This is a genomic window from Bacillus sp. NPDC094106, assembly GCF_044764345.1.
Classification (GTDB): domain Bacteria; phylum Bacillota; class Bacilli; order Bacillales; family Bacillaceae_G; genus Bacillus_A.
Genome location: NZ_JBIWHY010000001.1, coordinates 145,628 through 168,670, shown reverse-complemented (window position 1 = coordinate 168,670; position 23,043 = coordinate 145,628). Strand labels below are relative to the sequence as shown.

At 32.9% G+C, this 23,043-nt stretch carries 25 protein-coding genes and 2 pseudogenes; 21 read left to right on the top strand and 6 right to left on the bottom strand.

What is annotated here, in order from left to right; genetic code table 11:
* Positions 1 to 32 precede the first annotated feature (32 nt).
* Positions 33 to 1,229 (top strand): serine hydrolase domain-containing protein, encoded by a 1,197-nt coding sequence (locus tag ACIQ7L_RS00960; RefSeq protein ID WP_400565611.1) that lies wholly within the window; start codon positions 33 to 35, stop codon positions 1,227 to 1,229.
* 136 nt (positions 1,230 to 1,365) lie between these two features.
* On the opposite strand, the gene ACIQ7L_RS00955 is transcribed toward ACIQ7L_RS00960, so the two are convergent.
* Positions 1,366 to 2,247 carry a protein kinase domain-containing protein gene (locus tag ACIQ7L_RS00955; RefSeq protein ID WP_400565609.1) on the bottom strand — a complete coding sequence of 294 codons (882 nt, stop codon included), beginning with the start codon at positions 2,245 to 2,247 and terminating at the stop codon, positions 1,366 to 1,368.
* Between the two features lie 138 nt (positions 2,248 to 2,385).
* Between ACIQ7L_RS00955 and ACIQ7L_RS00950 the strand changes: the two genes are divergently transcribed.
* The 7 genes from ACIQ7L_RS00950 to ACIQ7L_RS00920 all read left to right on the top strand — a co-directional run bounded on the left by ACIQ7L_RS00950 (position 2,386) and on the right by ACIQ7L_RS00920 (position 7,898).
* Positions 2,386 to 2,913 (top strand): GrpB family protein, encoded by a 528-nt coding sequence (locus tag ACIQ7L_RS00950; protein WP_400565607.1) that lies wholly within the window; start codon positions 2,386 to 2,388, stop codon positions 2,911 to 2,913.
* 127 nt (positions 2,914 to 3,040) lie between these two features.
* Positions 3,041 to 3,571: a hypothetical protein gene (locus ACIQ7L_RS00945; RefSeq protein ID WP_400565605.1), complete on the top strand. Its 531-nt coding sequence runs from the start codon at positions 3,041 to 3,043 to the stop codon at positions 3,569 to 3,571.
* A 12-nt stretch (positions 3,572 to 3,583) separates the two neighbouring features.
* Positions 3,584 to 4,258, top strand: coding sequence for a response regulator transcription factor (locus ACIQ7L_RS00940; protein WP_097897547.1), 675 nt, complete (start codon positions 3,584 to 3,586; stop codon positions 4,256 to 4,258).
* Positions 4,255 to 5,670: a HAMP domain-containing sensor histidine kinase gene (locus tag ACIQ7L_RS00935; RefSeq protein ID WP_400565602.1), complete on the top strand. Its 1,416-nt coding sequence runs from the start codon at positions 4,255 to 4,257 to the stop codon at positions 5,668 to 5,670. The genes ACIQ7L_RS00940 and ACIQ7L_RS00935 overlap by 4 nt, the downstream gene beginning before the upstream one ends.
* Positions 5,671 to 6,096: 426 nt before the next feature.
* Positions 6,097 to 6,696 (top strand): undecaprenyl-diphosphatase, encoded by a 600-nt coding sequence (locus ACIQ7L_RS00930; protein WP_400565600.1) that lies wholly within the window; start codon positions 6,097 to 6,099, stop codon positions 6,694 to 6,696.
* A gap of 195 nt (positions 6,697 to 6,891) precedes the next feature.
* Positions 6,892 to 7,323 carry a hypothetical protein gene (locus ACIQ7L_RS00925; protein WP_400565598.1) on the top strand — a complete coding sequence of 144 codons (432 nt, stop codon included), beginning with the start codon at positions 6,892 to 6,894 and terminating at the stop codon, positions 7,321 to 7,323.
* Positions 7,324 to 7,445: 122 nt separating this feature from the next.
* Positions 7,446 to 7,898 carry a YrhA family protein gene (locus tag ACIQ7L_RS00920; protein WP_400565596.1) on the top strand — a complete coding sequence of 151 codons (453 nt, stop codon included), beginning with the start codon at positions 7,446 to 7,448 and terminating at the stop codon, positions 7,896 to 7,898.
* 129 nt (positions 7,899 to 8,027) lie between these two features.
* Here the strand turns inward: ACIQ7L_RS00920 and ACIQ7L_RS00915 are convergent.
* Together ACIQ7L_RS00915 and ACIQ7L_RS00910 are read right to left on the bottom strand one after the other, a co-directional pair.
* Positions 8,028 to 8,354 (bottom strand): annotated as a pseudogene (locus tag ACIQ7L_RS00915) (IS4 family transposase); the annotation flags it as partial.
* Positions 8,355 to 8,427: 73 nt separating this feature from the next.
* Positions 8,428 to 8,814, bottom strand: coding sequence for a carboxymuconolactone decarboxylase family protein (locus tag ACIQ7L_RS00910; RefSeq protein ID WP_400565594.1), 387 nt, complete (start codon positions 8,812 to 8,814; stop codon positions 8,428 to 8,430).
* A 159-nt stretch (positions 8,815 to 8,973) separates the two neighbouring features.
* Here ACIQ7L_RS00910 and ACIQ7L_RS00905 point away from each other — a divergent pair, with 159 nt between their 5' ends.
* From ACIQ7L_RS00905 to ACIQ7L_RS00895, 3 genes are all read left to right on the top strand, one after another.
* The gene (locus tag ACIQ7L_RS00905; protein ID WP_400566314.1) at positions 8,974 to 9,348 is read left to right on the top strand and encodes a MerR family transcriptional regulator; all 375 of its coding nucleotides are present in this window, start codon (positions 8,974 to 8,976) and stop codon (positions 9,346 to 9,348) included.
* Between the two features lie 719 nt (positions 9,349 to 10,067).
* Positions 10,068 to 10,259 (top strand): hypothetical protein, encoded by a 192-nt coding sequence (locus tag ACIQ7L_RS00900; protein ID WP_400565591.1) that lies wholly within the window; start codon positions 10,068 to 10,070, stop codon positions 10,257 to 10,259.
* Entirely contained in the window at positions 10,259 to 11,014 is a 756-nt protein-coding gene (locus ACIQ7L_RS00895) for a hypothetical protein (RefSeq protein ID WP_400565589.1), read from the top strand. The genes ACIQ7L_RS00900 and ACIQ7L_RS00895 overlap by 1 nt, the downstream gene beginning before the upstream one ends.
* A 387-nt stretch (positions 11,015 to 11,401) precedes the next feature.
* On the opposite strand, the gene ACIQ7L_RS00890 is transcribed toward ACIQ7L_RS00895, so the two are convergent.
* Positions 11,402 to 12,166: a DUF975 family protein gene (locus ACIQ7L_RS00890; RefSeq protein ID WP_400565587.1), complete on the bottom strand. Its 765-nt coding sequence runs from the start codon at positions 12,164 to 12,166 to the stop codon at positions 11,402 to 11,404.
* Between the two features lie 534 nt (positions 12,167 to 12,700).
* Between ACIQ7L_RS00890 and ACIQ7L_RS00885 the strand changes: the two are divergent.
* Together ACIQ7L_RS00885 and ACIQ7L_RS00880 are read left to right on the top strand one after the other, a co-directional pair.
* Positions 12,701 to 12,778: pseudogene (locus ACIQ7L_RS00885) on the top strand (IS6 family transposase); the annotation flags it as partial.
* 111 nt (positions 12,779 to 12,889) lie between these two features.
* Positions 12,890 to 14,113: an MFS transporter gene (locus tag ACIQ7L_RS00880; protein WP_400565584.1), complete on the top strand. Its 1,224-nt coding sequence runs from the start codon at positions 12,890 to 12,892 to the stop codon at positions 14,111 to 14,113.
* A 552-nt stretch (positions 14,114 to 14,665) separates the two neighbouring features.
* Here the strand turns inward: ACIQ7L_RS00880 and ACIQ7L_RS00875 are convergent.
* Positions 14,666 to 15,832, bottom strand: coding sequence for an oxalate decarboxylase family bicupin (locus ACIQ7L_RS00875; protein WP_400565581.1), 1,167 nt, complete (start codon positions 15,830 to 15,832; stop codon positions 14,666 to 14,668).
* A 310-nt stretch (positions 15,833 to 16,142) separates the two neighbouring features.
* Between ACIQ7L_RS00875 and ACIQ7L_RS00870 the strand changes: the two genes are divergently transcribed.
* Together ACIQ7L_RS00870 and ACIQ7L_RS00865 are read left to right on the top strand one after the other, a co-directional pair.
* A complete protein-coding gene (locus tag ACIQ7L_RS00870) occupies positions 16,143 to 16,943 on the top strand; it encodes a VOC family protein (protein WP_400565580.1) in 801 nt (266 codons plus the stop codon).
* 142 nt (positions 16,944 to 17,085) lie between these two features.
* Positions 17,086 to 17,805, top strand: coding sequence for a DUF4386 domain-containing protein (locus ACIQ7L_RS00865; RefSeq protein WP_400565578.1), 720 nt, complete (start codon positions 17,086 to 17,088; stop codon positions 17,803 to 17,805).
* A gap of 7 nt (positions 17,806 to 17,812) precedes the next feature.
* On the opposite strand, the gene ACIQ7L_RS00860 is transcribed toward ACIQ7L_RS00865, so the two are convergent.
* The gene (locus ACIQ7L_RS00860; RefSeq protein WP_400565575.1) at positions 17,813 to 18,397 is read right to left on the bottom strand and encodes a Crp/Fnr family transcriptional regulator; all 585 of its coding nucleotides are present in this window, start codon (positions 18,395 to 18,397) and stop codon (positions 17,813 to 17,815) included.
* Between the two features lie 638 nt (positions 18,398 to 19,035).
* On the opposite strand from ACIQ7L_RS00860, the gene ACIQ7L_RS00855 reads away from it, so the two are divergent.
* The 6 genes from ACIQ7L_RS00855 to ACIQ7L_RS00830 all read left to right on the top strand — a co-directional run bounded on the left by ACIQ7L_RS00855 (position 19,036) and on the right by ACIQ7L_RS00830 (position 23,030).
* The gene (locus ACIQ7L_RS00855) at positions 19,036 to 19,356 is read left to right on the top strand and encodes an ArsR/SmtB family transcription factor (protein ID WP_335361102.1); all 321 of its coding nucleotides are present in this window, start codon (positions 19,036 to 19,038) and stop codon (positions 19,354 to 19,356) included.
* A 78-nt stretch (positions 19,357 to 19,434) separates the two neighbouring features.
* Positions 19,435 to 20,367 (top strand): DMT family transporter, encoded by a 933-nt coding sequence (locus ACIQ7L_RS00850; protein ID WP_400565572.1) that lies wholly within the window; start codon positions 19,435 to 19,437, stop codon positions 20,365 to 20,367.
* A gap of 563 nt (positions 20,368 to 20,930) precedes the next feature.
* Positions 20,931 to 21,305 carry an isochorismatase family protein gene (locus tag ACIQ7L_RS00845; protein ID WP_400565570.1) on the top strand — a complete coding sequence of 125 codons (375 nt, stop codon included), beginning with the start codon at positions 20,931 to 20,933 and terminating at the stop codon, positions 21,303 to 21,305.
* Positions 21,271 to 21,468, top strand: coding sequence for a cysteine hydrolase family protein (locus ACIQ7L_RS00840; protein ID WP_400565568.1), 198 nt, complete (start codon positions 21,271 to 21,273; stop codon positions 21,466 to 21,468). The genes ACIQ7L_RS00845 and ACIQ7L_RS00840 overlap by 35 nt, the downstream gene beginning before the upstream one ends.
* A gap of 289 nt (positions 21,469 to 21,757) precedes the next feature.
* A complete protein-coding gene (locus ACIQ7L_RS00835; RefSeq protein ID WP_400565566.1) occupies positions 21,758 to 22,345 on the top strand; it encodes a GNAT family N-acetyltransferase in 588 nt (195 codons plus the stop codon).
* A 229-nt stretch (positions 22,346 to 22,574) separates the two neighbouring features.
* On the top strand, positions 22,575 to 23,030 hold the full coding sequence (locus ACIQ7L_RS00830; protein ID WP_400565563.1) for a CcdC protein domain-containing protein: 456 nt from the start codon (positions 22,575 to 22,577) through the stop codon (positions 23,028 to 23,030).
* Positions 23,031 to 23,043 lie beyond the last annotated feature (13 nt).

The following is a 23,043-nucleotide window of genomic DNA, read 5'->3' as shown; positions in this document are numbered from 1 at the left end:
TTAGATGTCTAATTTATTTAAGGGGTTAACAAATGAAAGATCTACTTAAAAATATTGCATTTAATGGTGCTGTGTATCATGAAAAAAATGGACAAATCAAGCAGTATTATCATGGTTATCAAGAAATCAAAAAGCAGCATCTTATTACGGAAAATACACAATTTAATCTAGCATCATTAAGTAAAATGTATACAGCGGCAATGACGTTCCAGCTAATCGAAAAAGGACAGCTACAGTTAGAAGATAAAATTACAAATTGGTTTAACGTACCGCATTTTACAGGGGTGACAGTTGCACAATTACTTACACACACATCTGGTATTCCAGAGTATATCGCAGAAGATGTAACAATAGGTGTTGAAACATTTATCGAAATGGTGCTACCACAATATGCGCCGAATGAGCATTGGTCTTATAGTAATACGAATTATGTTTTGCTTGCGAAAATTATTGAGGAAGTGAGCGGATTATCGTATGAAACATATTTACAACAATATATTGCAGAACCATTAAATCTTATCCATACGACAACACAACCTACAAAGCAATGCGAGGCGCAAGGTCAAACGTATGATTATGAGGAGCAACAATATAAAAAGGCTATTGATGACCCATATTTACAAGCAATTGAAAAACATAATGATGAATATGGTGATGGTGGTATTTATGCAACAGTGACAGAGGTAGCGAAGTTTTTAAAAGCACTTTGGCAAGGTCAGTACATTAGCAAAGAGATTGTGCAATTGATGTTAACACCAACAGAAGTCGCTGAGCATTATAGTTATGGTTTTATCATTCAAGATGAGTGGGTTGGTCATACAGGTGGCTGGATTGGTTGCTCAGCACAAGCCTTTATTAATATATCAACGGAAGAAGTGATTGTGTTAACGATGAATCAAGAAGTATTTCCGCAATATGAGCAAGAAATTATGGATTGCTTCATGGGAATACAGTATGCTGTAGAAGCACCAAAACATGTAGTAATTTTACCGCTCACTAATACAGATGATATTATGGGTCAATATGAATTAGCAGATGGACTTGGCACAAGATTTACGATTGAAAAGGATATACAATTTATGATTTCATTTGATCATCAGTTGTCTGTACCACTTTTTAAAATAGATGAGTCGTATTATTGGGTACGCAATACGATGAGTTATGTAGATGTTGTGAATCAATTATTTATCGATGAAGGTGTTGAAGTACCTTATCAAAAAGTTGATTGATATAGTCAGGGAATTTTTTGATAAAAATGGCTATATCAATTAATAGGTAAAGAACCATTTTGATCAATCTTTTTTCAAAATGGCTTCTTTTTATTTACCGTAAAATACAGGTTCATGCGATATTTTTGATTAAACTTTATTTTATACCAACACTGCGTGCTGCTTCCCATGCTAGATAAAATTCTTCAACGGATGCATAGCGCTTATTTCTATCATTTTCTATAGCATGGCACGCTACATCATATAAAGGCTTTCCAGCATTCCATTTTGAGAATGAGCGATCAAGTTCTCCTCCTAGAAGTGAGAAAGTCATTGCGCCCATATTAAATACATTTGTTTTTTCATCTATTACTGCGCCTAATTTAAACTCTTCAGGGGACATAAATCGCGAGGAGCCCCAAAGCCTGCCCATTTTGTTAACATATGGCTTTTTAGCATAGAGGTCGATGTCACAAATTTTCGTTTTATTTGTTTCAAAATCATATAAAATGCTTCCATCATAAAAATCAATGGCTACATAATTTTTTTGTTCCACATGAACATGAAAAGAAAAGATACAATCTAGTGAGGTGAGGCGCTCTTCAATTGATAAATGTTTATGCCTGTAAAACGGAGAGAAGGGATCGTTATATTTTACTGGTGGTGGAAATTCCAAGTAGGGATGAAGGGATTCTCCATTAAACCAATTAAAGATGGCAACATATCCATATTTTACTTCGAAATGTTCATTCAATTGAATAAGGTGATCATGTTTTAATTCTTCGTAGAGAACAACCGCTTGCTTTAGCCTGGCAATGGCATCATCTGGATTTCCAGTATATCCTGTTGTTTTTGCGCCTGCATATTTAACAAATTTTTTCTGTCCATCTTTTTCAATACCAAAGGATATATTACCTGAATCTTGTTGATCAAATACAGTAAATACTTTTCCTAAACGAACAAGCCAATCAAAATCTTGATATTCTTTCAGTTGAAAAGTGACGTTATCTAAATGAATTGTGACCGGAATTTCATTCATTTTACACCTCTTATTTACTATAATTAGATTGAACGTGACTATATTCGATATATGCATTGAAATTCCTGTCTGAGTAAATAAAAAGAACGATTCCATTATGATAAAACAGTTACATATTATGAATAGAGGAGGAAAAAGATGGATAAAGAAATCATAATTAAACCATACGATTCAAATTGGCATAAGGAATTTGTTAAAGAGAAAGAGAAATTTATCTCATTACTAAGAAAAGACATCTTAGCGATTGAACATATCGGAAGTACGTCAGTAGAAGGATTAGATGCAAAGCCTCTTATAGATATGATGATAGGTGTAGAAGATTTAAAGATCGTTACTCATTGGATAGAACCCATGCGAACCTTAGGGTACGAATATGTATTTCATGAAAAATTTCCCGAGCGGCGTTTTTTTAGAAAAGGAAGATGGAGAGCGGGTACGCATCATTTACATGTTTATCTGTATAACAGTGAGGCATGGAATGATAATTTATTATTTCGTGATTTTTTGAGGAAGAACGAATGGGCACGTGAGGAATATAAAAAATTAAAGCAAGAACTAGCTGTAAAGTATCCGTTTGATCGGGTTTCCTACACAAATGCAAAAGCTCCATTTATTCGAAGTACTATTTTATTAGCGCAAAAAATTACACATAAGGAAAAAGGATAATACTTTTTTATTTATTTTTTCATGTATGATTTCTCATTTCATTTTAATCTTTCTTTCATTTTATTTTCTCTTCCATTTGTTACAATTTTAAATACATAACTCTTAATAGAGGAGAGGAGAAAACGAAATGGAGAAGATACTTAAGAATCAATTTTTTTATTTATTAATAAAGATTACAGGCATTTGTGTGATTGCCTTCAGTATTTCCATGTTAATTATAAATTTTACGTACGGAGATCAAATGCATGTAAAAGGTTTAAACAAACAACTTGGATCGCTTGGCGAGTATGGTGCAATCGTAGCAGCATCACTATGGTTTTTACGGCATATATGGCTATTTTTATACAGAAATAAATTGTATGGGTTTAAAGTGATGAAAGAATTTTATATTTTAGTCAAAAAATTTCATACTTTGATTGGATATGCTATATTATCTGTTGCAACTACCCATGGAGTTTACTTTTTTATAAAAGGAAGTCATCATATAATTCAAATATATAGTGGTATATTTGCTTTTATATGCTTAACATTGCTTGGATTTGTTGGTATTCTATTGCGTAAGTCCAAGAACAAAATGAAATTAATCGTTTATCGAAAAACACATCAAATAGCCGCGGTTCTATTTGGTATAGGATTACTTATTCATTTAATGGTATAGGAGGAATTATTGTTGCATTATGTATTAATAATCGAAGATGAAGAAAGTCTAGCTGATTTTTTAGAATTAGAACTAAAGTATGAAGGATATAAAGTAGATGTACAGTTTGATGGAAGAAAAGGATTGGAAGCAGCTCTTGAAAAGGACTATGACATTATCTTACTCGATTTAATGTTACCAGGATTGAATGGAATCGAAGTGTGCCGTAGACTACGGACAAGTAAAAACACGCCTATCATTATGTTAACAGCCCGCGATAGTGTTATGGATCGGGTTACAGGATTAGATAGTGGAGCTGATGATTATATTCCAAAGCCATTTGCGATTGAAGAACTTTTAGCACGCATGCGAGTTATTTTCAGACGTGAACAAAAAGAAGAACAACAACAGTCCTCATTTCTGACATTTAAAGATTTACAGTTACATGTTGAGTCTAGAACGTTAAGAAAAGACAACGAGAGCATTGAACTTACAAATAAAGAGTTTGAGCTACTTCTTACGTTTATGAAAAATATCAATCGAGTACTTACTCGTGATATTTTACTGGAGCAAGTATGGGGTTACGATGCCATTGTCGAAACAAATATTGTTGATGTATATGTTCGTTATTTACGAAATAAATTACACAGTGTAGATAAGGAGGAGTATATCCAGACTATTAGAGGTGCTGGATATATAATGAGATGATTAAAAATATAATGCATCGCATCCGTAATCTTCCAATAAAGTGGAAGTTAACACTTTGGTCAACTACATTATTATTCGTTTTATTTGTTTTATATAGTCTTTTGCAGTTTGTTGTAATTAATCAATGGACTGTAGATTACGAACAAAAACAAATGAACAGACAAATAAAAGAAATAGCAGTATATTTTCAAGATAAAAATGAAACACTTTCACAGAAAACCTTTGAAGATAGTAAGGATTTTCTCAATAATATGATCGATAAGCATCAAATGATTCGAATTATAGACAAAGATGGAAAATCAATTCTTTCAGTTTCTCATGACTTTAATCCGAAGTGGGTGTCACCGAAATATAGTAAGAAATCCGAATCTTATATAAAGAGATATTTAGAAGACAGGATATTAATTGAGCGTGTACCAATTCAGACAAAGGGATTTACAGGAACTATCGAGATTGCAACAAGCTTAGAATCATTTGATCATTTGCTAAAAGGGATTTTCGTTGTGATGGTTGTAGCAGGTATCGGTGGGCTCATACTTAGTTTTTTAGGTGGAACGATTATAGCTAAAAAACTTCTATCTAGTGTCCAGAATATAACAGATACGATGAATCGTATTAAAAAAAATGGGCTAAATGAAAGGGTTCCTGTACGAGAAAATAGTGATGAACTGGCGAAATTAGCTATTCTTTTTAATGAATTGATGGATGATGTGGAAACATCTTTTATACAGCAAAAACAGTTTGTGGAAGACGCATCACATGAACTTAGAACGCCATTAACGATTATTCAAGGACATTTATCAATGCTAAATCGTTGGGGGAAGAATGATCCAGAAGTGCTCAATAAATCACTTCAATCCAGCTTGAAAGAAGTAGATAGATTAAACAAATTGGTCTCAGAATTATTAGAGCTATCTAGAGCGGACTCTGAACAAATACATCCATTGGCTACCGAACCAGTTCATGTGAATACCATATTAAAACAAGTGATCCAAAACTTTAAAGTTATTCAAACTGATTTTCAGTTTCATATAGAGATGCAAGCGGAAGAAGCATATGTATCCATACCATCATCTTACTTAGAGCAAATTATGATTATCGTTATGGATAATGCAGTTAAATATACAAAAGAAAATAATAAATATATTTGTATTCAAACGAATATGCAGAATAAAAACATTATCATCCGTATTATAGATCATGGCGTTGGAATACCTGAGTCAGATTTACCGTATGTACTCAATCGTTTTTATAGAGTAGATAAAGCAAGAAGCCGTAAACAGGGTGGAAATGGACTTGGTCTTTCAATTGCAAAGCGTCTTGTGGAAAAGTACGGGGGAAACATCAATTTAACGAGCAAGGAAAGTGAAGGTACAGTTGTCACAATAACATTCCCTTGTACACGTTTATGAAATGAAAGCATGAGATACACATTGTATTTCATGCTTTTTTGATTGTGGTGTACTTGAATATCATTTTATTTGTTTCGATATTTTTAGTACATAAAAATATTAAGGTGCACAATTTGGAAATATAGTCCTTTGCGCGGAATAAAATCTTATTTCTTAATAATTTTTTTCGTATTCTTTTGTTAGAAATATTTGTACATGATGAAGACCAAAAATATCAATTTTATAGCGCCATTCAAAGGCTCTGAGGTATTATACATATTTTTTCATAAAAAATACTTAAGGTTTTGTCATATATTTTCTTGTTAAAATGAGAAACAAATGAGAAAAGTTTAAGACCATTTTCATATTGATGTTGTATACTGTGTAAAGCAATAGAACTTGTACTTTTATTTTAAGTGCAATGAATGGAAATAGGGAGAGAATAATATGAATTACACAGTATTCCAATGGATTAATGATGTCGCCGGATCATCAGCACTTTTAGATAAGTTGATGATTACAATTACAAATAGTGCACCTTATGTGGCTATTCTTTTCATGCTTATTTTATGGTTCAGTAATGGAAAAAAAGAGATAGCACTAGGAAAACAATATACAGTTTTATATAGTGTCCTTTCAATGGGTATCGCATTACTAATAAATGTTTTGATTCATGCGGTATATTATCATCCACGCCCATTTATAACACATGATGTGCATCAATTGATACCACACGCAGCAGATTCATCATTTGTAAGTGATCATTCTGTACTTGTATTTTCAATTGCATTTACATTCCTTTTAAGAGGAGAAAAACTTAAATATATCGCTTTAGTATGGGCTATATTAGTAGGTGTATCACGTATTTATGTAGGTGTTCATTATCCAGCAGATGTAATCGGAGGAGCATTCCTTACATTTATCACAAGTGCTTTAATCATACAAAGTACACGTAAATTAGAACCGTTAGCAAAAATTATTTTTCAAATATATGCAGCGGTAGCAAAACGAATTCCGTTTTTATCAAAATACAATCATATAGCTTAATTAGAGAGGAGAACCTATAAAAAGTAGGTTCTTTTTTTTTGAAAGAGCCCCTTAATTTCACGCACCGTATTTTATTATAAAAAATATAAAAAACGTTTCAAGTTCATAGGGAGTTAAAGTTACTGTTCAATATAGATTGCTTTATAATGAATATCAGATTCTAATGAGAACTGTTTAAATCAAGGAGGATGAGCAGTGAAAACAATACATGAAATATTACAAGATTTTGCAGAAATAAATGCATTTAGACAGGTGAGCAATTATTATGAATTAGTTCTATTATCATCAAATAAACAGGACGACATCTATAAACTTACAAAAGATTTCATTAAAGAAGACAACGTTGAACTAATACAGCTAAAAGACTGGAAAGAAAAATTTCTCTTTTGCGAATATCCTGACGGTATAGAATATTGGTTTAGGAATGTCCCAAAAGGTTATGAGTTGAATGGATTAACACCAAAACAATACATAATAGAACTATTATTGACTGAATTTGAACAAGAATTATACGAAGTGTATTGGGTACGAGTAGATGCAGAGGGTTATTATGCATGCAGTTCTGAAGAATATATATTTAAGACAAAGAAGGGTATATATTTCTTAAGTTTGCAGGTACATGATTAAATAAAGGGGGGAGTAAAAAGAATTTCAATCATTTAAGACCATTACGAGACAAGAATTCAATAAAAGCAGTAAAATATAAAATCTATCCCCAAGCATAATAAATGTAGAATGAAGGTTTTTATATGTGGAAAAATTTGATTTTAGAGATCGGAAAAATAGAGAACAGCTTTAATGATAAACTGAATACACCTGCAACAGATACTGAAGTTCAGAAATTAAGAGAACGTGTGAAAAAGAGTTTTAATGTTGACTTACCGAGTGAATATGAAGAGTTTCTTAAAACTGTAAATGGTTTAGATTTTAACGGGCTAGTGATTTATGGAGTTGATCCTTCTTTATTAGAGACAGAAAGAGATGAACAAATTTGTGGACTTATAGACACGAATGAGATTTGGTATGAAAATGAGTGGCAAAAGATCTATCTATTTCTTGGTGATTCAGATATAGCATGGTTTTGTAAAAACTTATCTGACGGTACTTATCTAAAACTTGATAAACCATCTGGTACAGTGATGGAAACATATAATGATTTCAATACAATGCTTGAGGAAGCATTAAAAACAACTCTTCTTTAGTACGGTGTATTATAAAATGAACAACATCAAATTGATTGGATTAAAAGGGGGCTCGCCACATCGCCATCAAGCCAAAGATAAGAAAAAATCTATTCAACTAAATTTTTCTGTTTTCTAAAGAAAACACTGAGATGGATATAGCTTTTGAATAAGCAAGGAAGCGAATATATGTTGAAGGAACTTGAAAGCTGAAGAATTAAATCGTTGATTGAGTCCTTCAGGGGTCATCAAAACCCCTGTCGAAGACTCTAAACTACTACATAATTGTGTTAATGAAGTACTCGTGATTTTTTGACTTAGCTATACACAAAGAGCTACTAATTCTTGAGCACAATATTTACTAGTTCATTTAACAAACCTAACCTCTTTTGCTAGTTCTTGAAGAGTTAGAGGAGATAAACATTGTTGTAGTTCTTTGGAAAAGAGGTTTAATTCATCTGAAATTGAAAGAGTCATTCAAAAACGTCATTCTTTCCTATCATAAAAAATAAGGTGATTGATTCGAGTGTACTTATTCATCAATGATATTTTATCCTAAGTTTAGCTTACGTTCTTCAAAAATTCGTTTTGCCACAAAGATTGCATTAAGGACTCGTGGAAATCCCGTGTAAGGGATGCAGTGCATGATTGCTTCTACTATCTCATCTGGTGAGAGACCAACATTAAGTGCCGCGTTAATGTGGACATTAAGTTGTGGTTCACAGCCACCCTGTGTAGTTAGTGATGCGATTGTAACCAATTGACGTTGTTTGAGGTCTAATCCTTCTCGATGATAGATATCACCAAAAGCGAATTCAATAACATATTTGCCGAGATCAGGAGCAATATCTTTTAGCGAATCTATAACACGTTGTCCACCTTCTCCATCTACTTCCATAAGTTTTTGCCAGCCACGCTGATAACGTTCATTACTCATTGCATTTGCCTCCTAAGAATTTATCAATTTAAATTTTTCAATCATTTAGTACGTCTATGTTGCGTAGTATCAATTGATTAAAAAGTAACTCTTGATTAAACGTTACACCTTAGAGTGCACTCTAAAGCAACCCCTTTTCTTTGTGTTATAATGAAATGTATGGAGAAAATATTTACTATTAAACAAATTTCAAAAATAACAGGACTTACTGTGCACACTTTGCGTTACTACGAAAAAATTGGGTTACTTAATGAGGTGAGCCGAGATATCAATGGTTATCGTCAATATTCGGAAGCTGATATTTCTTGGATCAATTTCTTAATCCGTTTAAGAGTAACAGGAATGTCAGTCACTGACATGAAACTTTTTTCTGATTTACGAAGTCAAGGTGAACCTACAATAAGCGCTAGACGAGAATTGTTAGAAATACATCAAAACAAAGTCCTTAACGAAATGAAAGAGTTGAAGGATAACTTGGTGAAAATTGAAGAAAAGATTGATTACTATAAGAGGATGGAGGAACATAGGAAATAACCATTTTATATTATCATTTATGCCAAAAGTTTAAAGAAGTATCCACTGAAAAAAACGCCATCCATAGGTCACCCACACGGTCCAACTCGGCTGTCCACTAAATACAGAGGGTGACATGGTGTCAGTTTTTTGTCTCATAGTTGACACTCCTAATTAGTTTGGGGCTGTATCCAATCCAGTGATTACTACCGTATGGGGTTTGCTTAAACTTAATTATAGAGATGTATTTATTGTCCATATTTACACTCCTTTCCCTATGATTCTAACAATATATTCCAATTTCATTGCAGCTCGCAAAAGTTTGCAATTACGTGTTATAAAAATTAAAAGGAGTAGCCTTCTCTCTGACGTATAAAGACTAGAATTCAAGAACGGTAGGAGAGTATACTAGTAATAAGAGAGGTGAATAATATTAATAACAATGGTTATGTTTTAATTAATCCTGTGATGCCAGATATAGTTAAAGTGGAAATGACCCACTAGGGAACCAGAGGATAGAGTAGAAGAATTATTACCTGCAACAGGTGTACCAACAAGTTTTATTCTTGTCTACAAATAATTCACTGAATATTATTTACTTTCAGGTGAAAATGATACATGAATTTCTAGAATAACAAGGATTTAGAGTAGAAAAATGGGTTATATAAAAAATCTTAGTATGCCGAAATTTACCTCCAAGGACATCATATACGGTGAGAATAAAAGGAGTGGTTCATCATATGAATATTAGGTCACTAATAGGTGAAAATACAAGAGAATTATTTGTTTATTCAAAAGAGATAGAGGGATTTCTTAACATTTTTTTAGGTACGAAGCCTAGAATGTGCTTAGAAGAACTTGAGGAAAACCAAAAAATTATTAACAACGTGTGTAAATTGGCACTATTAGTAAATGATTGGGGTGTTAAATAATGCACTCAGAGAAGCAAGTTGTATTAACATGTATTACCCATGACCCATCAGGTAGCTTGCTGCCAATTATACGAGAGTTAAAGGATGAATTAATAAAGCTGAACTACAATCAAAAATATATAACAATCAGTGATTTAACTCCAGAGGAAGTTGTTAGTGAATTAAAACAATGTAATTTTAATATAAGCATTATTGAAAAATCAGGAGCAGCAAATGCTCGACGAGAATCATTAAAATTTGTTAATAATTATAGTCATGATTATTATCATTACTGTGACTTTGATCGTCTATTGACGTGGATTATTGAGTTTCCAGATGAATTGGATACCTTGATAAAAAACATAGCTGATGTAGATTACTTAATAATTGGGCGGACACAGAATGCTTTTCATACACACCCTGAAGAATGGAAAGTTACGGAGTCAATATCAAATAAAATTATGTCGTTACAATTAGGAAGAGATGTTGATATTACAGCTGGTTCGTGTGTATTGTCAAAACGCTCGATGGACTACATAATAAAATATTCTAGTTGGAAAATGACAGATGCAGAATGGCCGATGATTATTAATAGATTGACAGACTTTGATATTGATTATATTGAAGTAGAAGGTTTAAAGTATATAAATAAACTCAATAAAGACAATATAATTGATCCTGTACAATCATGGTCGGCTAGGCTAGAGCTTTCGTATATTATAAGTCAATCAATCTCGGATTTTGAAAACAAAATTCTAAAATCTAAGATTGATTGACTGAATATTAAAAAATCAGTTTAATTCGTTGTTGCTGAAAGGACAAACTCTAAGTATCTAATTGTTAAGAAACCTTAAACTGTGTGATGGATCTTCGATGTAATAACGAAAAGTTTGATATATATGGGGGCCCACCCGCCACATGTCCATCAACCTAAGAATAGCTTTTATGCCCACTGGGGGATAAAAGCTATCGTAATTCCTGAGCGAAGAGTTGCAACTGTTCTGTTAGTGAAATATTCATAAAAACGCCATCCTTTTCAATGATTCTATTAAAAGGATAGCGTTTTTTCATTAATATAGATACAAATTCACCTTAATTCGATGGTAGCAAGATCTCTTTTAGTTATTCTTCTGTTTTTTATAATAACGATTTGATAAGATTATCTAACCCTTCTTTGTAAATGTTGTTTCTTCCGCAATATTTTCTCTGTTAGCTAAAGTTAAATAAAAATGAGATACAGTTGTATTGTAGTATGGGGAAATCCATAAGTACGGGATGCTCAAAGTGAAAAGTCCTATAAAAGACCCTAAAATAAACCAACCAATAAAACTTAACCAAAGTATGAATAAATCTAACTTATGACCTTTCATCATTTCTTTGCTCTTTTTAATTGCTTCACTTGCCGTATATTCAGGATTCTCTAACAAAATAAAATAAGCCATAGAATAGGAGAAAAATTTTATAATACCCGGAATAATGAATAATAAACTCCATAAAATGATAAATATGGTTTGCAAGATACCAAGCTTCATAGATCTAAATAAATTGTTTTTCTTAAATCCTTCAAATAAATTACCAATTGTAGTAGATTCATTTTTTGCTAAACACAATGTAAAGTTATAATATCCGTAACTCATAACACTTTGTGCAGCAATATAAATGATACATAAAATAGCTAAAAAAATATACAGAGAAGAATCAACAAAAAAAGCGGATATTGTACCTGTTTGAAGTTCTCCTGTAATCGAATAGTCTACCGAAGACTCACGTATCATGTCAAAAGATAAACCAAACAACAGAGTTAGTAATATTCCAATAAAATACATACCTACTGCAGGAATGACATAATGAAGAAATGTTGTTCCCACTCCTAATCCCCAACGGCCTTTCAACGAAGATAAGGCTGCCCTTTTTAAATCACTAATCACTTTAGTTCCACCCTTCAAATTCTTTATCCTCTAATATATGAATTGCATATAACATAGAGAATAATAACATTTTTAAGAAAAAATAACATTATGTATTAAATCAATCTTAAAACATTGAGACTAAAAGGGAAACGGGTGCATTGATAGATGTTTATAAACCATTTTACTATCTTACAAATATTTATATTTCATTTATCGCATATGAACTCTTAAAATAAACGGCTCAATTAAATTTATTTTCGCTGGATTATCAAATGTTGGAGTAATTTTAAAATCAAATTTATTAGGTGTATTTTAGGTATCACCATATACCTATCAAGCTAAGATTTCGAAAAATCCCAAAACAAAAATTTTATATCCCTATAGTTATTTATGAGAATTTAGCTCGTTTTTTCGTTTTAGGAAAGAATATATTTCTTAACTTGACGGCGATGTGGTGATACCTCTAACTGTAAATTAAGAAAATTATTTTGAGTTTCCCTATGGTTGATTTCATCAACGAAAGTCAACTTTAAATCCATGGTTTATGTAGAAAAGTGCCTTTTTAGGAAAGCTTTGCGGTCTTTTCATGTTTCAAAGCCTCTTGTTATCACAGTAGACAAGAATCTAGCCTAAAGTAACTATTTTTATAATTTTTTAAAAATTTGTTATATAATCTAAAAAGAGCAATTGTTTTAGTTATACTGTAATCAATTAAAATTCAGAAAGAAAAGGAGTGACAAATTGAATTCTTGGAAAAATCCTATTCTTTTATTATCAGGAATAGGCATCTCATACTTAGGAAATTGGATTTACTTAATTGCACTTAATATAGCAATTTTGAATTTAACAGGTTCTGCTACAGCCGTTGCAGGTCTTTATATCATTAGGCCAATTGCAATATTAATCACGAATACATGGTCTGGGAGTGTAATTGATCGAGTTAACAAAAGAAGGTTAATGATATGTATTGATATTGTTAGAGGAATTTTGATTATGTTAATTCCTTTTATAGGCTCATTATGGTTTATATATTTATTACTCTTGCTAGTTAATATCGTAGGGGCATTTTTTGGACCAAGTTCAACTGTTTATATTACTAAATTAGTTCCGTCAGAAAAACGTAAAAGATTCAATTCAATTATGAGTATGACCAATTCAGGTGCCTTTCTAATCGGTCCAGCAATTTCTGGAATTCTTATTATGTACTTTGGTACAGATTTATGTATTATTATTAATGCCATTACTTTTTTAATTTGTGCGTTGTTTATATATCTACTTCCTAATGTAGATAAAGATATAGGGGAAATACGAGAACCTATTCATTTAAAAACTCTAATTGAAGATTGGAAAACAGTGAAGAAATTCATCCAAAATGCAAAATATTTCATTGTGGTGTATTTATTATTTCAAGGTGCAATGTTAATTGGATTTGCATTAGATTCACAAGAAGTTACATATATTAAACAAAACTTAAAATTAACTGATAGAGATTACGGAATAATAGTAAGTATAACGGGAATTGGTGCATTAGCTGGAGCATTTGTTGCAGCAGTTTTGGTTAACAAAATTCATCTAAAGTTATATATAGGTGCCGGAATGTTACTAACATCTATAGGATATGTATTTTTTTATTCATCCTTTAATTTTATCGCTGCAACTTTTTCGTTTGCTTTTCTAGGTTTCTTTATGGCTTTTGCAAACACAGGGTATGCAACCTTTTTTCAAAGTAATGTACCAGTAAAAATTATGGGTAGGTTTGGAAGCCTAACTGATATGATTCAAGGTTTTATTCAAATAGTCTTCACACTTCTTCTAGGTTTTTTAGCAGAGTGGTTCTCATTACAGTTAATTTGTCTTGTCTTTGCTATTGTCGGTACATTATTTGCTACCATTCTTTTTGTAACAATCTTAAGACCTTCAAAAGCATATTATTTCAAAGAAGGTACAGATGTTACTACTAGATAAAAGTATAGTCTTCTTAATATATTTTAAGGGTATTTGGTTGTTACTACCTTTATTAATGTAGTGTCTATACATGTCTTAAGCTATTTACATCCTAATATAGTTCCATTTGTGGATTGGAAATAAAGTTTAACTGTTTATAAAAAAGTTACACCGTTGTACCTTTTGGACTTAGTATTTAAATGGGTGTTATTTATTTTTGATGGATTGTATAAGGATTACACCTATTTTTCAAGACCGAAAAATACTTTCTGTTTTGTAGATTAATTGCAATTATACTACGCCCTCTGCTCTGCTTCGGTTGTGACATAATAAGAGGGCGTTAATTATGAATAACAAAAGATAATTATAAGTTTTTGAAATGGATAATCTTCTATTCTAGAGAAATATTATATTTAGATCGTTTTAATATGAGTTATAACTGTGTTATCTATCACCTTGTCCTTGCCAATAACCCCATCAAGCAGCATCACTAGATAGGTAAGGAGTTCCATCTTAACGTTAAATCCGAATGTAATGAGAATAGATAAGAGTAAATAACATTGATATAATCATCTATTTGACGACAGGCCATTTTTCCTTGCGTAGCGCGTTCATCAATTCTGGACCTACATGTAAGTGTTCCTCTACTAGCTCTTTTGGAGTCAGCGCCATCCATTGGTTCAATGACACGTCAGCAAAGCGATTACTCTTGAACATCTCCAGAAACCATAAGCTTTGATGACCTGTGTTTTGGATGTAATGTCCCATGGCGAACGGTACATATCCTACATCGCCAGCCCGGTAATTAAAAGTCCGAGCTGTGCCATTCGCTGCAAATACCGTCATGCGCCCAGTTCCTGAGAGGTAATATTGCCACTCATCGTTATTCGGATGCCAATGCATTTCTCTCATTCCGCCTGGCTTGATTTCCACCAACGCCGCCGCAATTGTAGTTGAGATGGGGAAGTTGGTGGAATCAACTATACGTACCGTCCCGCCCGGAGTCACAATCGGATCTTGTGCAAGCAGCCGATGTGTGAAGCTTTTTGGCACAGTACCATAAGGATCCGAAATCTTCTGACCTTCCAGTGAGCCGGGCACCTTTGCTTGAAAAATGTATCGTTGTTTTGTAGGGATGTGAGCAAAGGCGCTTTCCGGTACACCGAAATTCGCAGCCAGCACGCCCCTTGGTGTGTGAGCGAACCAATCAGTAATAGAGAAGGTATCGAAATCGGAGAAGTTGCCATCGTCGAACACGAGCAGAAATTCGCAACCTTCCTCGAGTCCTTGGATCGAGTGTGGAATTCCGGCTGGAAAGTACCACAAATCCCCTGCGCCGACATCGGCTATAAAATTCCGTCCGTCCTGGTCGACCGAAGTGATTCGTGCCCGCCCTAAAATCATGTAGGCCCATTCAGCTTGCTTATGCCAATGTAACTCACGCACACTGCCCGGCGTTAGACGCATGTTCACCCCCGCAAGCGTGGTTGCAATCGGTAGTTCTCTAATCGTTACTTGTCGTGACCAACCGCCGTGATTTAACTGCATATTGGTGTCAGAAAAAGAAAACTTTAAATTAGGGATCGTTCCGGCGTCGGTGATCGGCGGAACTAACATGTCAGGGTTTTCAATATCTCGCATGATGTCCCGGGGACCAAAATCGGTCGCGCCAGCGCCATCATCTCTTATAGGGTGGGGGATATTTCCGTACACAGTTTTATTTGAAGGTCGTGATTCCACAAAACATGCTCCTTTCTTATTACAATATATTACAATGTCTGTATTATCGCTTTATGCGTCATATAGATAGGATATGTATGGTTACTTGTACCAATATATGATATAAACATGTTTGGTATGCAGGTATACAGAATAAAGGGAAAGGCGAGGAAATGACGATGTATATCTTATTTTATTCAAAGCTACACTCAGTCCTTTTACTACAAAAGTGGTAGTTTTTTAATTGTAATTTCACTCTTCAGATTGATTTTTTCTGTTAGTTATTCAAATAAAATATTAATAGACATAATGAATTGGGAGGTTGATTACAATGATTACACATATTTCAGATATAAAGTTACAAACACTTTCTATAGAAGGAGTAAAGCAAGTTTACCGAGATATATTATCTTTGCCAATAAAAAAAGAAACTGCATCATTTGTTCAATTTCAAATAACACCTTATACAACAATTAGTTTTCATGAAATATATGAGCCCATCGTGCCAGCTCACTTTGCCTTTCAAGTCCCATTTTCAAAATTTTTCGAAACAGCAAAGTGGATTGAAGAATCAGGCCTACTTATTGCTAAATGGAAGGATGGTCACACAATTGATGAAGAAAATGGTTGCTTGAATCTATACTTTCGTGATGGAGATGGAAATCTTCTTGAAATTATTGCTCATAACTATGTGGAAGAAGATGTTTTAATTCCACATTCACCTCTCAACGTTTTATACGTAAGAGAAATAGGTCTTCCAGTTAAAAGTGTACCTGCATTTACAAAGTGGCTAAAATCAAATTTACGCATGAATACAATTAAGGACGGAGAGATTTTCAATTTTGTAATTAGCGGAACAGCATATATTGTTGCGAATTGGTGGAATAGACCTTGGCTCCCAATCGCAATGAAAGCTTTGCCGCCGAAAATACACGTTTCTTTTGGAACATCGGATCTTTCATTCTTACAAGAGATTCAAGAGAATTTTCGGCAAAACAATGTTCCATTTGATTTTTATAATAATGAGGTGTCGTTTATTCAAGAAGGATATTCATTTTCTGTACAGCATACTACAGAGTTTCATTCCGATATCCCGAGTAAATTAAAACTACCACTTTCTATTAAAAAGTAGAAAGTGGTAGTTTTAATTTGTTTCAAAGTAATATGTATAATTGTAAAATCCCAAAATGATTTGGATTCTTGATTTAAGTCAATGACCAGTCATAATCTTCCTATTAAAATAAAACCAACATTGTAATATAGGAGGGTATATTATGGATACATCAGTAAAAAAACAATCATATCAACGAAAATCCGCTCTCATTGCGGGCATATCACTTATCATCATGACACTTGCTGCATTTTTTTCCTATGGTTTTGTCCATGGAAACCTTGTGGTGCAAGGAGATGCCAGCGCCACTTTTAATAACATTAAGTCATCAAATATGCTTTTCAAAGCTGAAATCTTTGGGTGGGTCATCATCCTGATCACTGACATTGTGGTCGCCTGGGCTTTTTATATCTTTCTGAAGCCAATTAACCAAAGCCTCTCATTGCTCGGTGCCTGGCTCCGTCTTACTTACGCGACTATATTGGGCATTGCCATACTGAATTTAATCTTTGTATTGCTTCTTTCGAAAAGCACAGACTATTTATCATTATTTAAAATTGATCAACTTCAGGCACATATGATGTTGTTTCTTGAAGCATTTGAATTTATTTGGTCTATAGGATTGATCATTTTTGGCGGGCATCTCATGATTGTAGCGTATTTGGCCCTCAAATCAGATAGAATACCTAAAGTCATTAGCATATTATTGTTGCTTGCTGCAATAGGCTATATTGTCATTAATTTATTTAGCACGATTCTTTCACAATATGATACGGTAATTTCAATTCTTAGAATTGGATTTAGTGTACCAATGATTGTAGGAGAATTGGGCTTTGGTATATGGCTGCTATTCAAAGGAGGAAAAGTCCCGAAAGATGTATGACAACTTTCTAAAACGTATCTTTTTTGATTCGCTTCTTGATTCTACTTAATGATTCTGGGGTAATACCAAGATAACTCGCCAATTGATGTTGGGGGACACGATTGACTAAATGAGGTCGTTTCCGTAATAGTGCTTTGTAGCGTTCTTCTGGTGTAGATGCAATAAACGAAGCCAATTCATCTTGTACCTCACCAAAGTTATGCTCGATCATTTGGCGTGTCATTGTTTCCAATTGTGAGTGTTTGTTATACATGTCCTTTTCGGTGTTAAGGTCGCCAACGACCAATATACAGTCTTCTAGGCAAGTTAAAGAGTACACGGATGCTTTATCCTGTTTATGATGATTAAAATTCGAAATGGCTTGTTCTTCTGTGTAAAAATTGGATGTGACCTCTTTTCCCGTTTTATCTATAGAATACTGCCTTACACATCCCTTCAATACAAAATAACATTTGGTCGGAACATCTCCTTGTCTAAGGAGTATTGTTCCTTTTTTATATTCTTCAATTTGTACATCTTCAACGATTGCCTGTTGTTCTTCTTCGTTTAGTGTTGTAAATCTAGTCATATACTTCATCAATATTTTTTTCATTTTGTTCTCTATTCAACTCCTTTGATTAAGTTATTATGATTAACATCATTTTTGTATTACAAAACTTCTTAGCAAGCTACTCAATAAATATCATTAAACTTTCTTTTTTTCATTATAAATCTATTTTAATATATTGGCTGAGAAAACTAATGGTTCTATGCTACGACTGATTATGAATTATTTAAAACAAATTCAAGATGAGTTAATCCAAGAACAAAAGTACATCCAATTAAAGGATTCTATTTTTAGGGCATCTAATGAAATATGAAAAATAATATAAATTCTCAAAAAATACATTTACAATTTATGAATTTTGGAATAAACTTCTAATTACGGGGTTGTTAATTACAAATAAATGGAAAGTTCGTGCGTTATATCTAATGTAACAGGGGCTAAGTTTAGTTATGAAAAAGTACAGAATGTAATAATTAAAGTTGCCAAAGAAGAAGTAGATATCGATTCATTGTTGTTCGCAGAGATTTTAATAGTATTACAGGATTAGCTTGAAGTAGAAGAGCATTTAAGCACAAAAGAAAGTACACTAACTGTTAATGATTTGATTAAAGCAGTACGTACACACCCCATAGGTTTAAATGTTTAAACGTGTTTAAAATATTATAACGATAAGGATGTAGATTATGGAAAATTATGAATGCAAAAACCGAGAGAATATCTTAGAACAATTTAGATTAACAACACCGATTTTCCAAGCGTTAGGTGATATTAATAGACAACAAATAATCATGGTTTTACTTAAAAATGATAGCCTTAATGTAAATCAAATAACTGAAAACATGAATATTTCTAGACCTGCTGTATCTCACCATTTGAAAATTTTAAAGCAAGCAGGCTTGATTACTCCAAACAAAAATGGGAAAGAAATTTATTATTCTTTAAGTACGAATGAATTTTTGAAGCATATTAAAGAGTTGGTATCCGCAATTGAAGCAGGATATTAATTTTTTTAATAATCACGTTTATAAGTTTGAACATATAAACGTAATTACAATGAACTTTGAAAATAGGGGGAGCAAAAAATGAAAAGTCACAACACTTCAAACAAAATATACTTTTTAATGCTATTAGTGCCTTTATTTTGGGGTGGTTCATTTTCAACGGCAGAACATGTAGTAACGGAAATTCCACCTCTTGTAGCTGCAACACTTCGCTTTGGGATAGCTGGCATCATACTCATGATTTATTTAACGATTAAATCAGAATGGCACATAGCTACTTTAAAGAAAAGATGGAAAGGTTTATTACTAGTTTCATTGACTGGAATTTTTGGATATAACGCACTTTTCTTTTTGGGTGTAAATTATACTTCTGCAATCAATGGTTCTTTAATCATTGCGACAATGCCTATCTTTGTCACGTTAGGTGCGATAATTTTTTTAAATGAAAGATGGAATAACAAAGTAGGAATAAGCTTAGCTTTATCATTAATTGGTGTTGTTATAGTTATTACAAAGGGATCTCTGGATATGTTACTTTCATTAGCTTTTAATATAGGTGATGTATTGTTTATTGCAGCATTAACATGTGGTGTAATTTATGGTCTAGTTGGCAAATCCGTAATGAAAGACGTATCGCCTTTGTTCGCTACTACAATTATGACTGTAATAGGAGCCGTTTTCCTTGCAATTACTTCAATATTTGAAGGGGGATGGGGAAGTATTCCAAGTATGTCAGTTCAAGGATGGCTAGAGATGTTTTATATGGTCATATGTGGAACTCTTGTTGGATATATTATATTCAACAAAGGCGTGGAACAGATTGGAGCAAGTAAAGCAAGCATATATTTAAACCTTACTCCAATTGTAACTACATTAATTTCCGTTTTATTCTATGGTTCCGCAATGACTTGGAAACAAGTTATTGGAATGATACTAGTTTTAATAGGTGTCTATATCGCTACAGTAAAAACTACAAAGCAAAGTAAGAGTGTTTCTTTAAAGGAACCAATATAGGCTCCTTATCTTGATTCCGAAGTTATATAGTTTTTCTTGATGATATCTCGCATGTTGCCAATAAAGAATATAAGGAATAAAACAGCTAGGGTGCCACTAACCCACAAATATGTACTTGCTGTTGTGTACTTAAGATAGAAATTATAGCTATTCCAAATTAAAAAGAATGCCGAAAATACAGTAGAGACTATTAATGAACCTAAACTTCTCATGATTGTCACCTCTATTCTAAATGATAGAATTTTCTATTTAATTATACATAGAAATAAAGTAATTTACAAAGAGCATTACATTAAAGGGGAGTTAACACGAATTGATTCCTATTAGTCATATTTAATATGTTCTTCCTTTTTGAGTTGATTTATGATCAAAATAATTTAATCGTAGTAAGTGAAAATGCAAGGGATCTCATTCTTACTTCAGAATTCAAAACATACATTTTGAAAAATACTAGTGTGCTCCTATCCAAAGCTTCTTACAATCTTAAAATACAGGGATTCTCTCAATATAATAAATTTAGATATTTTATTATATAGTATAGCGAAATAGGGGGATGCAGTGAGATGAATAAGAAAGTTGCTTTATTACTTATAGATGTCCAAAACATTATGTTTTCTTATGAAGGCGGGTCTTTAGGGAACGAGCAAGAAGTACTCCATAACATTTCTTCGCTTCTTACAAAAGCACGTCAATCAAATATATCAGTTATTTATATACAGCATACTGATCCTGGTTTTGATAGTGTGCTGAGTGAAGGGAAGTTAACATGGGAAATCCATCGTGATGTCCAGCCATTAGCAAAAGACACTGTTATTCGAAAGTCTTCTTTGGATGCTTTCTACCAAACAACATTACACGAAAAACTACAAGAACTAGGAATCGAAAAAATTAATCATTGCAGGCATGCAAACACAATTTTGCGTGGACACTACTTGTAGAAGAGCATATAGCATAGGGTATAAAGAGAATATATTGGTAAAAGATGCTCATAGCACATTTGATACTGCAGTACTTTCAGCTTCTCAAATTGTAGAACACCACAACAATACGTTAGGTGGCAGGTTTGTCACATTAAAAGAAACAAGCGAAATCATGTTTTAAACGAATTAACTGCCCATAACTAGAATGATATTGGTAACAGCCTTTAAAAAGGCTGTTTTTATTTTTTTAGCTTGTATTTTGTAGTGCTAGGGGTATCTCATCTAGTAAATGTTAATTGGAGTTTGTATGGCATTAAGTTATCTGCTGAATAGAAAAAGTTGTCTAGTTGTAAGTGTGTTTGGTGCATATTCTTTTTATATCCTTGCAATATAAAAAGGTCTTCTTATATTGATATCGAAATATATTTAGAGGAATAAGAATATTAAAATGCTATTTTATGGGGGCTTTTATGGAAATTCGACAATATAAACAAGAAGATGAAACAGGATGGGTACGCTGCCGAACATTATCATTTTTAGATACCGCTTACTATGACAATGTTCTTAGAGAAAAAGAAAAATATGAGAATCCTGCTATCGAATTAGTAGCTGTACATGATGGAGAAATAGTTGGATTAATTGATATTGAATACGAATTAGAAGAAGGCACCGTTTGTTCAAAAGGAGTAGGTCTCGGTGGTATGGTTTGGCATATTGCTATCCATCCAGATTTTCGTAGACAAGGAATAGGGAATCGACTTTTATATGAGGCAGAGAAATTAGCAATCAAACATCAGTTAAATCGATTAGAAGCTTGGACAAGGGATGATATGTGGGTACATCAATGGTACGAAAAAAATGAATTTTTAAATACTGATTCCTATTTACACGTATATATGGATGAGGAAAAAGAGGTAAATGGAGTACTCAAAAGCAATACACCCAACTTATTTCCAATTCAAGCATTTGCACACTATGTTGGAAAAGATAGGGGAGATATACAGAAACAGTTTAAGCGAGTACATGAATGTTTTTGCTTTGTAAAAACACTCAATTGAACCAACTTTTAATAGGTGGAATAACAAATATTTTCTTCAAGAAACAAGAAAAAGGCGCTCAACATGAGCGTCTTTTTTTTATATTAAAGCTCCATAAATCAGCCTACAGTCTGATGATTGCTTTTTTTTATTTTTTATAATCAAAAGGTATTACCCTGTTTTCGAAAGTATGGAATGGTTAGAGCTGAATATAATTTTTAATATTACAGTATGGAATTGGGGGAGAAGCATGGATATCATTCTTGTTATTCTTATCATTGTTTTATTGCAAGGAAGAGAGCGTAAAGTAAAAGTCAATCGTCTTTGGCTTGTTCCAGCTTTGCTTCTATACGTAACCGTTCAATCCATTTTTCATATGGGAGCTTTAACCTTATGGGAAAGCATTATATTTCTTACAACCTTCTTAATCGGTTTAGGACTCGGTGTGGTAAGAGGGAGATTGTTAACATTCCGATTGGATAGTGAAACGGGCCATGTATTACGGAAAGGAAATTGGGTAAGTAGCATTTTTCTTCTTGTTATTTTAGGGGCAAAAATTTTTATTAAACAAAGCATGTTTTTTGGTAACACACATTATGCATTAACAATTGTGACAAATGCCTTTTTATGTATGACGCTTGGTACTATCATTAGTAGAAGATATTATATTTGGAGAAAATATCAAGAATTAACGAGTAAGGGATAGAAATAGTTTCTCC

Bases quoted from the DNA above. Each gene is read 5' to 3' on its own strand.
- ACIQ7L_RS00865 (WP_400565578.1), top strand. From the start codon at position 17,086: ATGGATACATCAGTAAAAAAACAATCATATCAACGAAAATCCGCTCTC.
- ACIQ7L_RS00855 (WP_335361102.1), top strand. From the start codon at position 19,036: ATGGAAAATTATGAATGCAAAAACCGAGAGAATATCTTAGAACAATTT.
- ACIQ7L_RS00845 (WP_400565570.1), top strand. From the start codon at position 20,931: ATGAATAAGAAAGTTGCTTTATTACTTATAGATGTCCAAAACATTATG.
- ACIQ7L_RS00830 (WP_400565563.1), top strand. From the start codon at position 22,575: ATGGATATCATTCTTGTTATTCTTATCATTGTTTTATTGCAAGGAAGA.
- ACIQ7L_RS00895 (WP_400565589.1), top strand. From the start codon at position 10,259: ATGCACTCAGAGAAGCAAGTTGTATTAACATGTATTACCCATGACCCA.
- ACIQ7L_RS00920 (WP_400565596.1), top strand. From the start codon at position 7,446: ATGTGGAAAAATTTGATTTTAGAGATCGGAAAAATAGAGAACAGCTTT.
- ACIQ7L_RS00850 (WP_400565572.1), top strand. From the start codon at position 19,435: ATGAAAAGTCACAACACTTCAAACAAAATATACTTTTTAATGCTATTA.
- ACIQ7L_RS00950 (WP_400565607.1), top strand. From the start codon at position 2,386: ATGGATAAAGAAATCATAATTAAACCATACGATTCAAATTGGCATAAG.
- ACIQ7L_RS00935 (WP_400565602.1), top strand. From the start codon at position 4,255: ATGATTAAAAATATAATGCATCGCATCCGTAATCTTCCAATAAAGTGG.
- ACIQ7L_RS00930 (WP_400565600.1), top strand. From the start codon at position 6,097: ATGAATTACACAGTATTCCAATGGATTAATGATGTCGCCGGATCATCA.
- ACIQ7L_RS00955 (WP_400565609.1), bottom strand. From the start codon at position 2,247: ATGAATGAAATTCCGGTCACAATTCATTTAGATAACGTCACTTTTCAA.
- ACIQ7L_RS00945 (WP_400565605.1), top strand. From the start codon at position 3,041: ATGGAGAAGATACTTAAGAATCAATTTTTTTATTTATTAATAAAGATT.
- ACIQ7L_RS00870 (WP_400565580.1), top strand. From the start codon at position 16,143: ATGATTACACATATTTCAGATATAAAGTTACAAACACTTTCTATAGAA.
- ACIQ7L_RS00960 (WP_400565611.1), top strand. From the start codon at position 33: ATGAAAGATCTACTTAAAAATATTGCATTTAATGGTGCTGTGTATCAT.
- ACIQ7L_RS00860 (WP_400565575.1), bottom strand. From the start codon at position 18,397: ATGAAAAAAATATTGATGAAGTATATGACTAGATTTACAACACTAAAC.
- ACIQ7L_RS00900 (WP_400565591.1), top strand. From the start codon at position 10,068: ATGAATATTAGGTCACTAATAGGTGAAAATACAAGAGAATTATTTGTT.
- ACIQ7L_RS00840 (WP_400565568.1), top strand. From the start codon at position 21,271: ATGCAAACACAATTTTGCGTGGACACTACTTGTAGAAGAGCATATAGC.
- ACIQ7L_RS00835 (WP_400565566.1), top strand. From the start codon at position 21,758: ATGGAAATTCGACAATATAAACAAGAAGATGAAACAGGATGGGTACGC.
- ACIQ7L_RS00910 (WP_400565594.1), bottom strand. From the start codon at position 8,814: ATGAGTAATGAACGTTATCAGCGTGGCTGGCAAAAACTTATGGAAGTA.
- ACIQ7L_RS00905 (WP_400566314.1), top strand. From the start codon at position 8,974: ATGGAGAAAATATTTACTATTAAACAAATTTCAAAAATAACAGGACTT.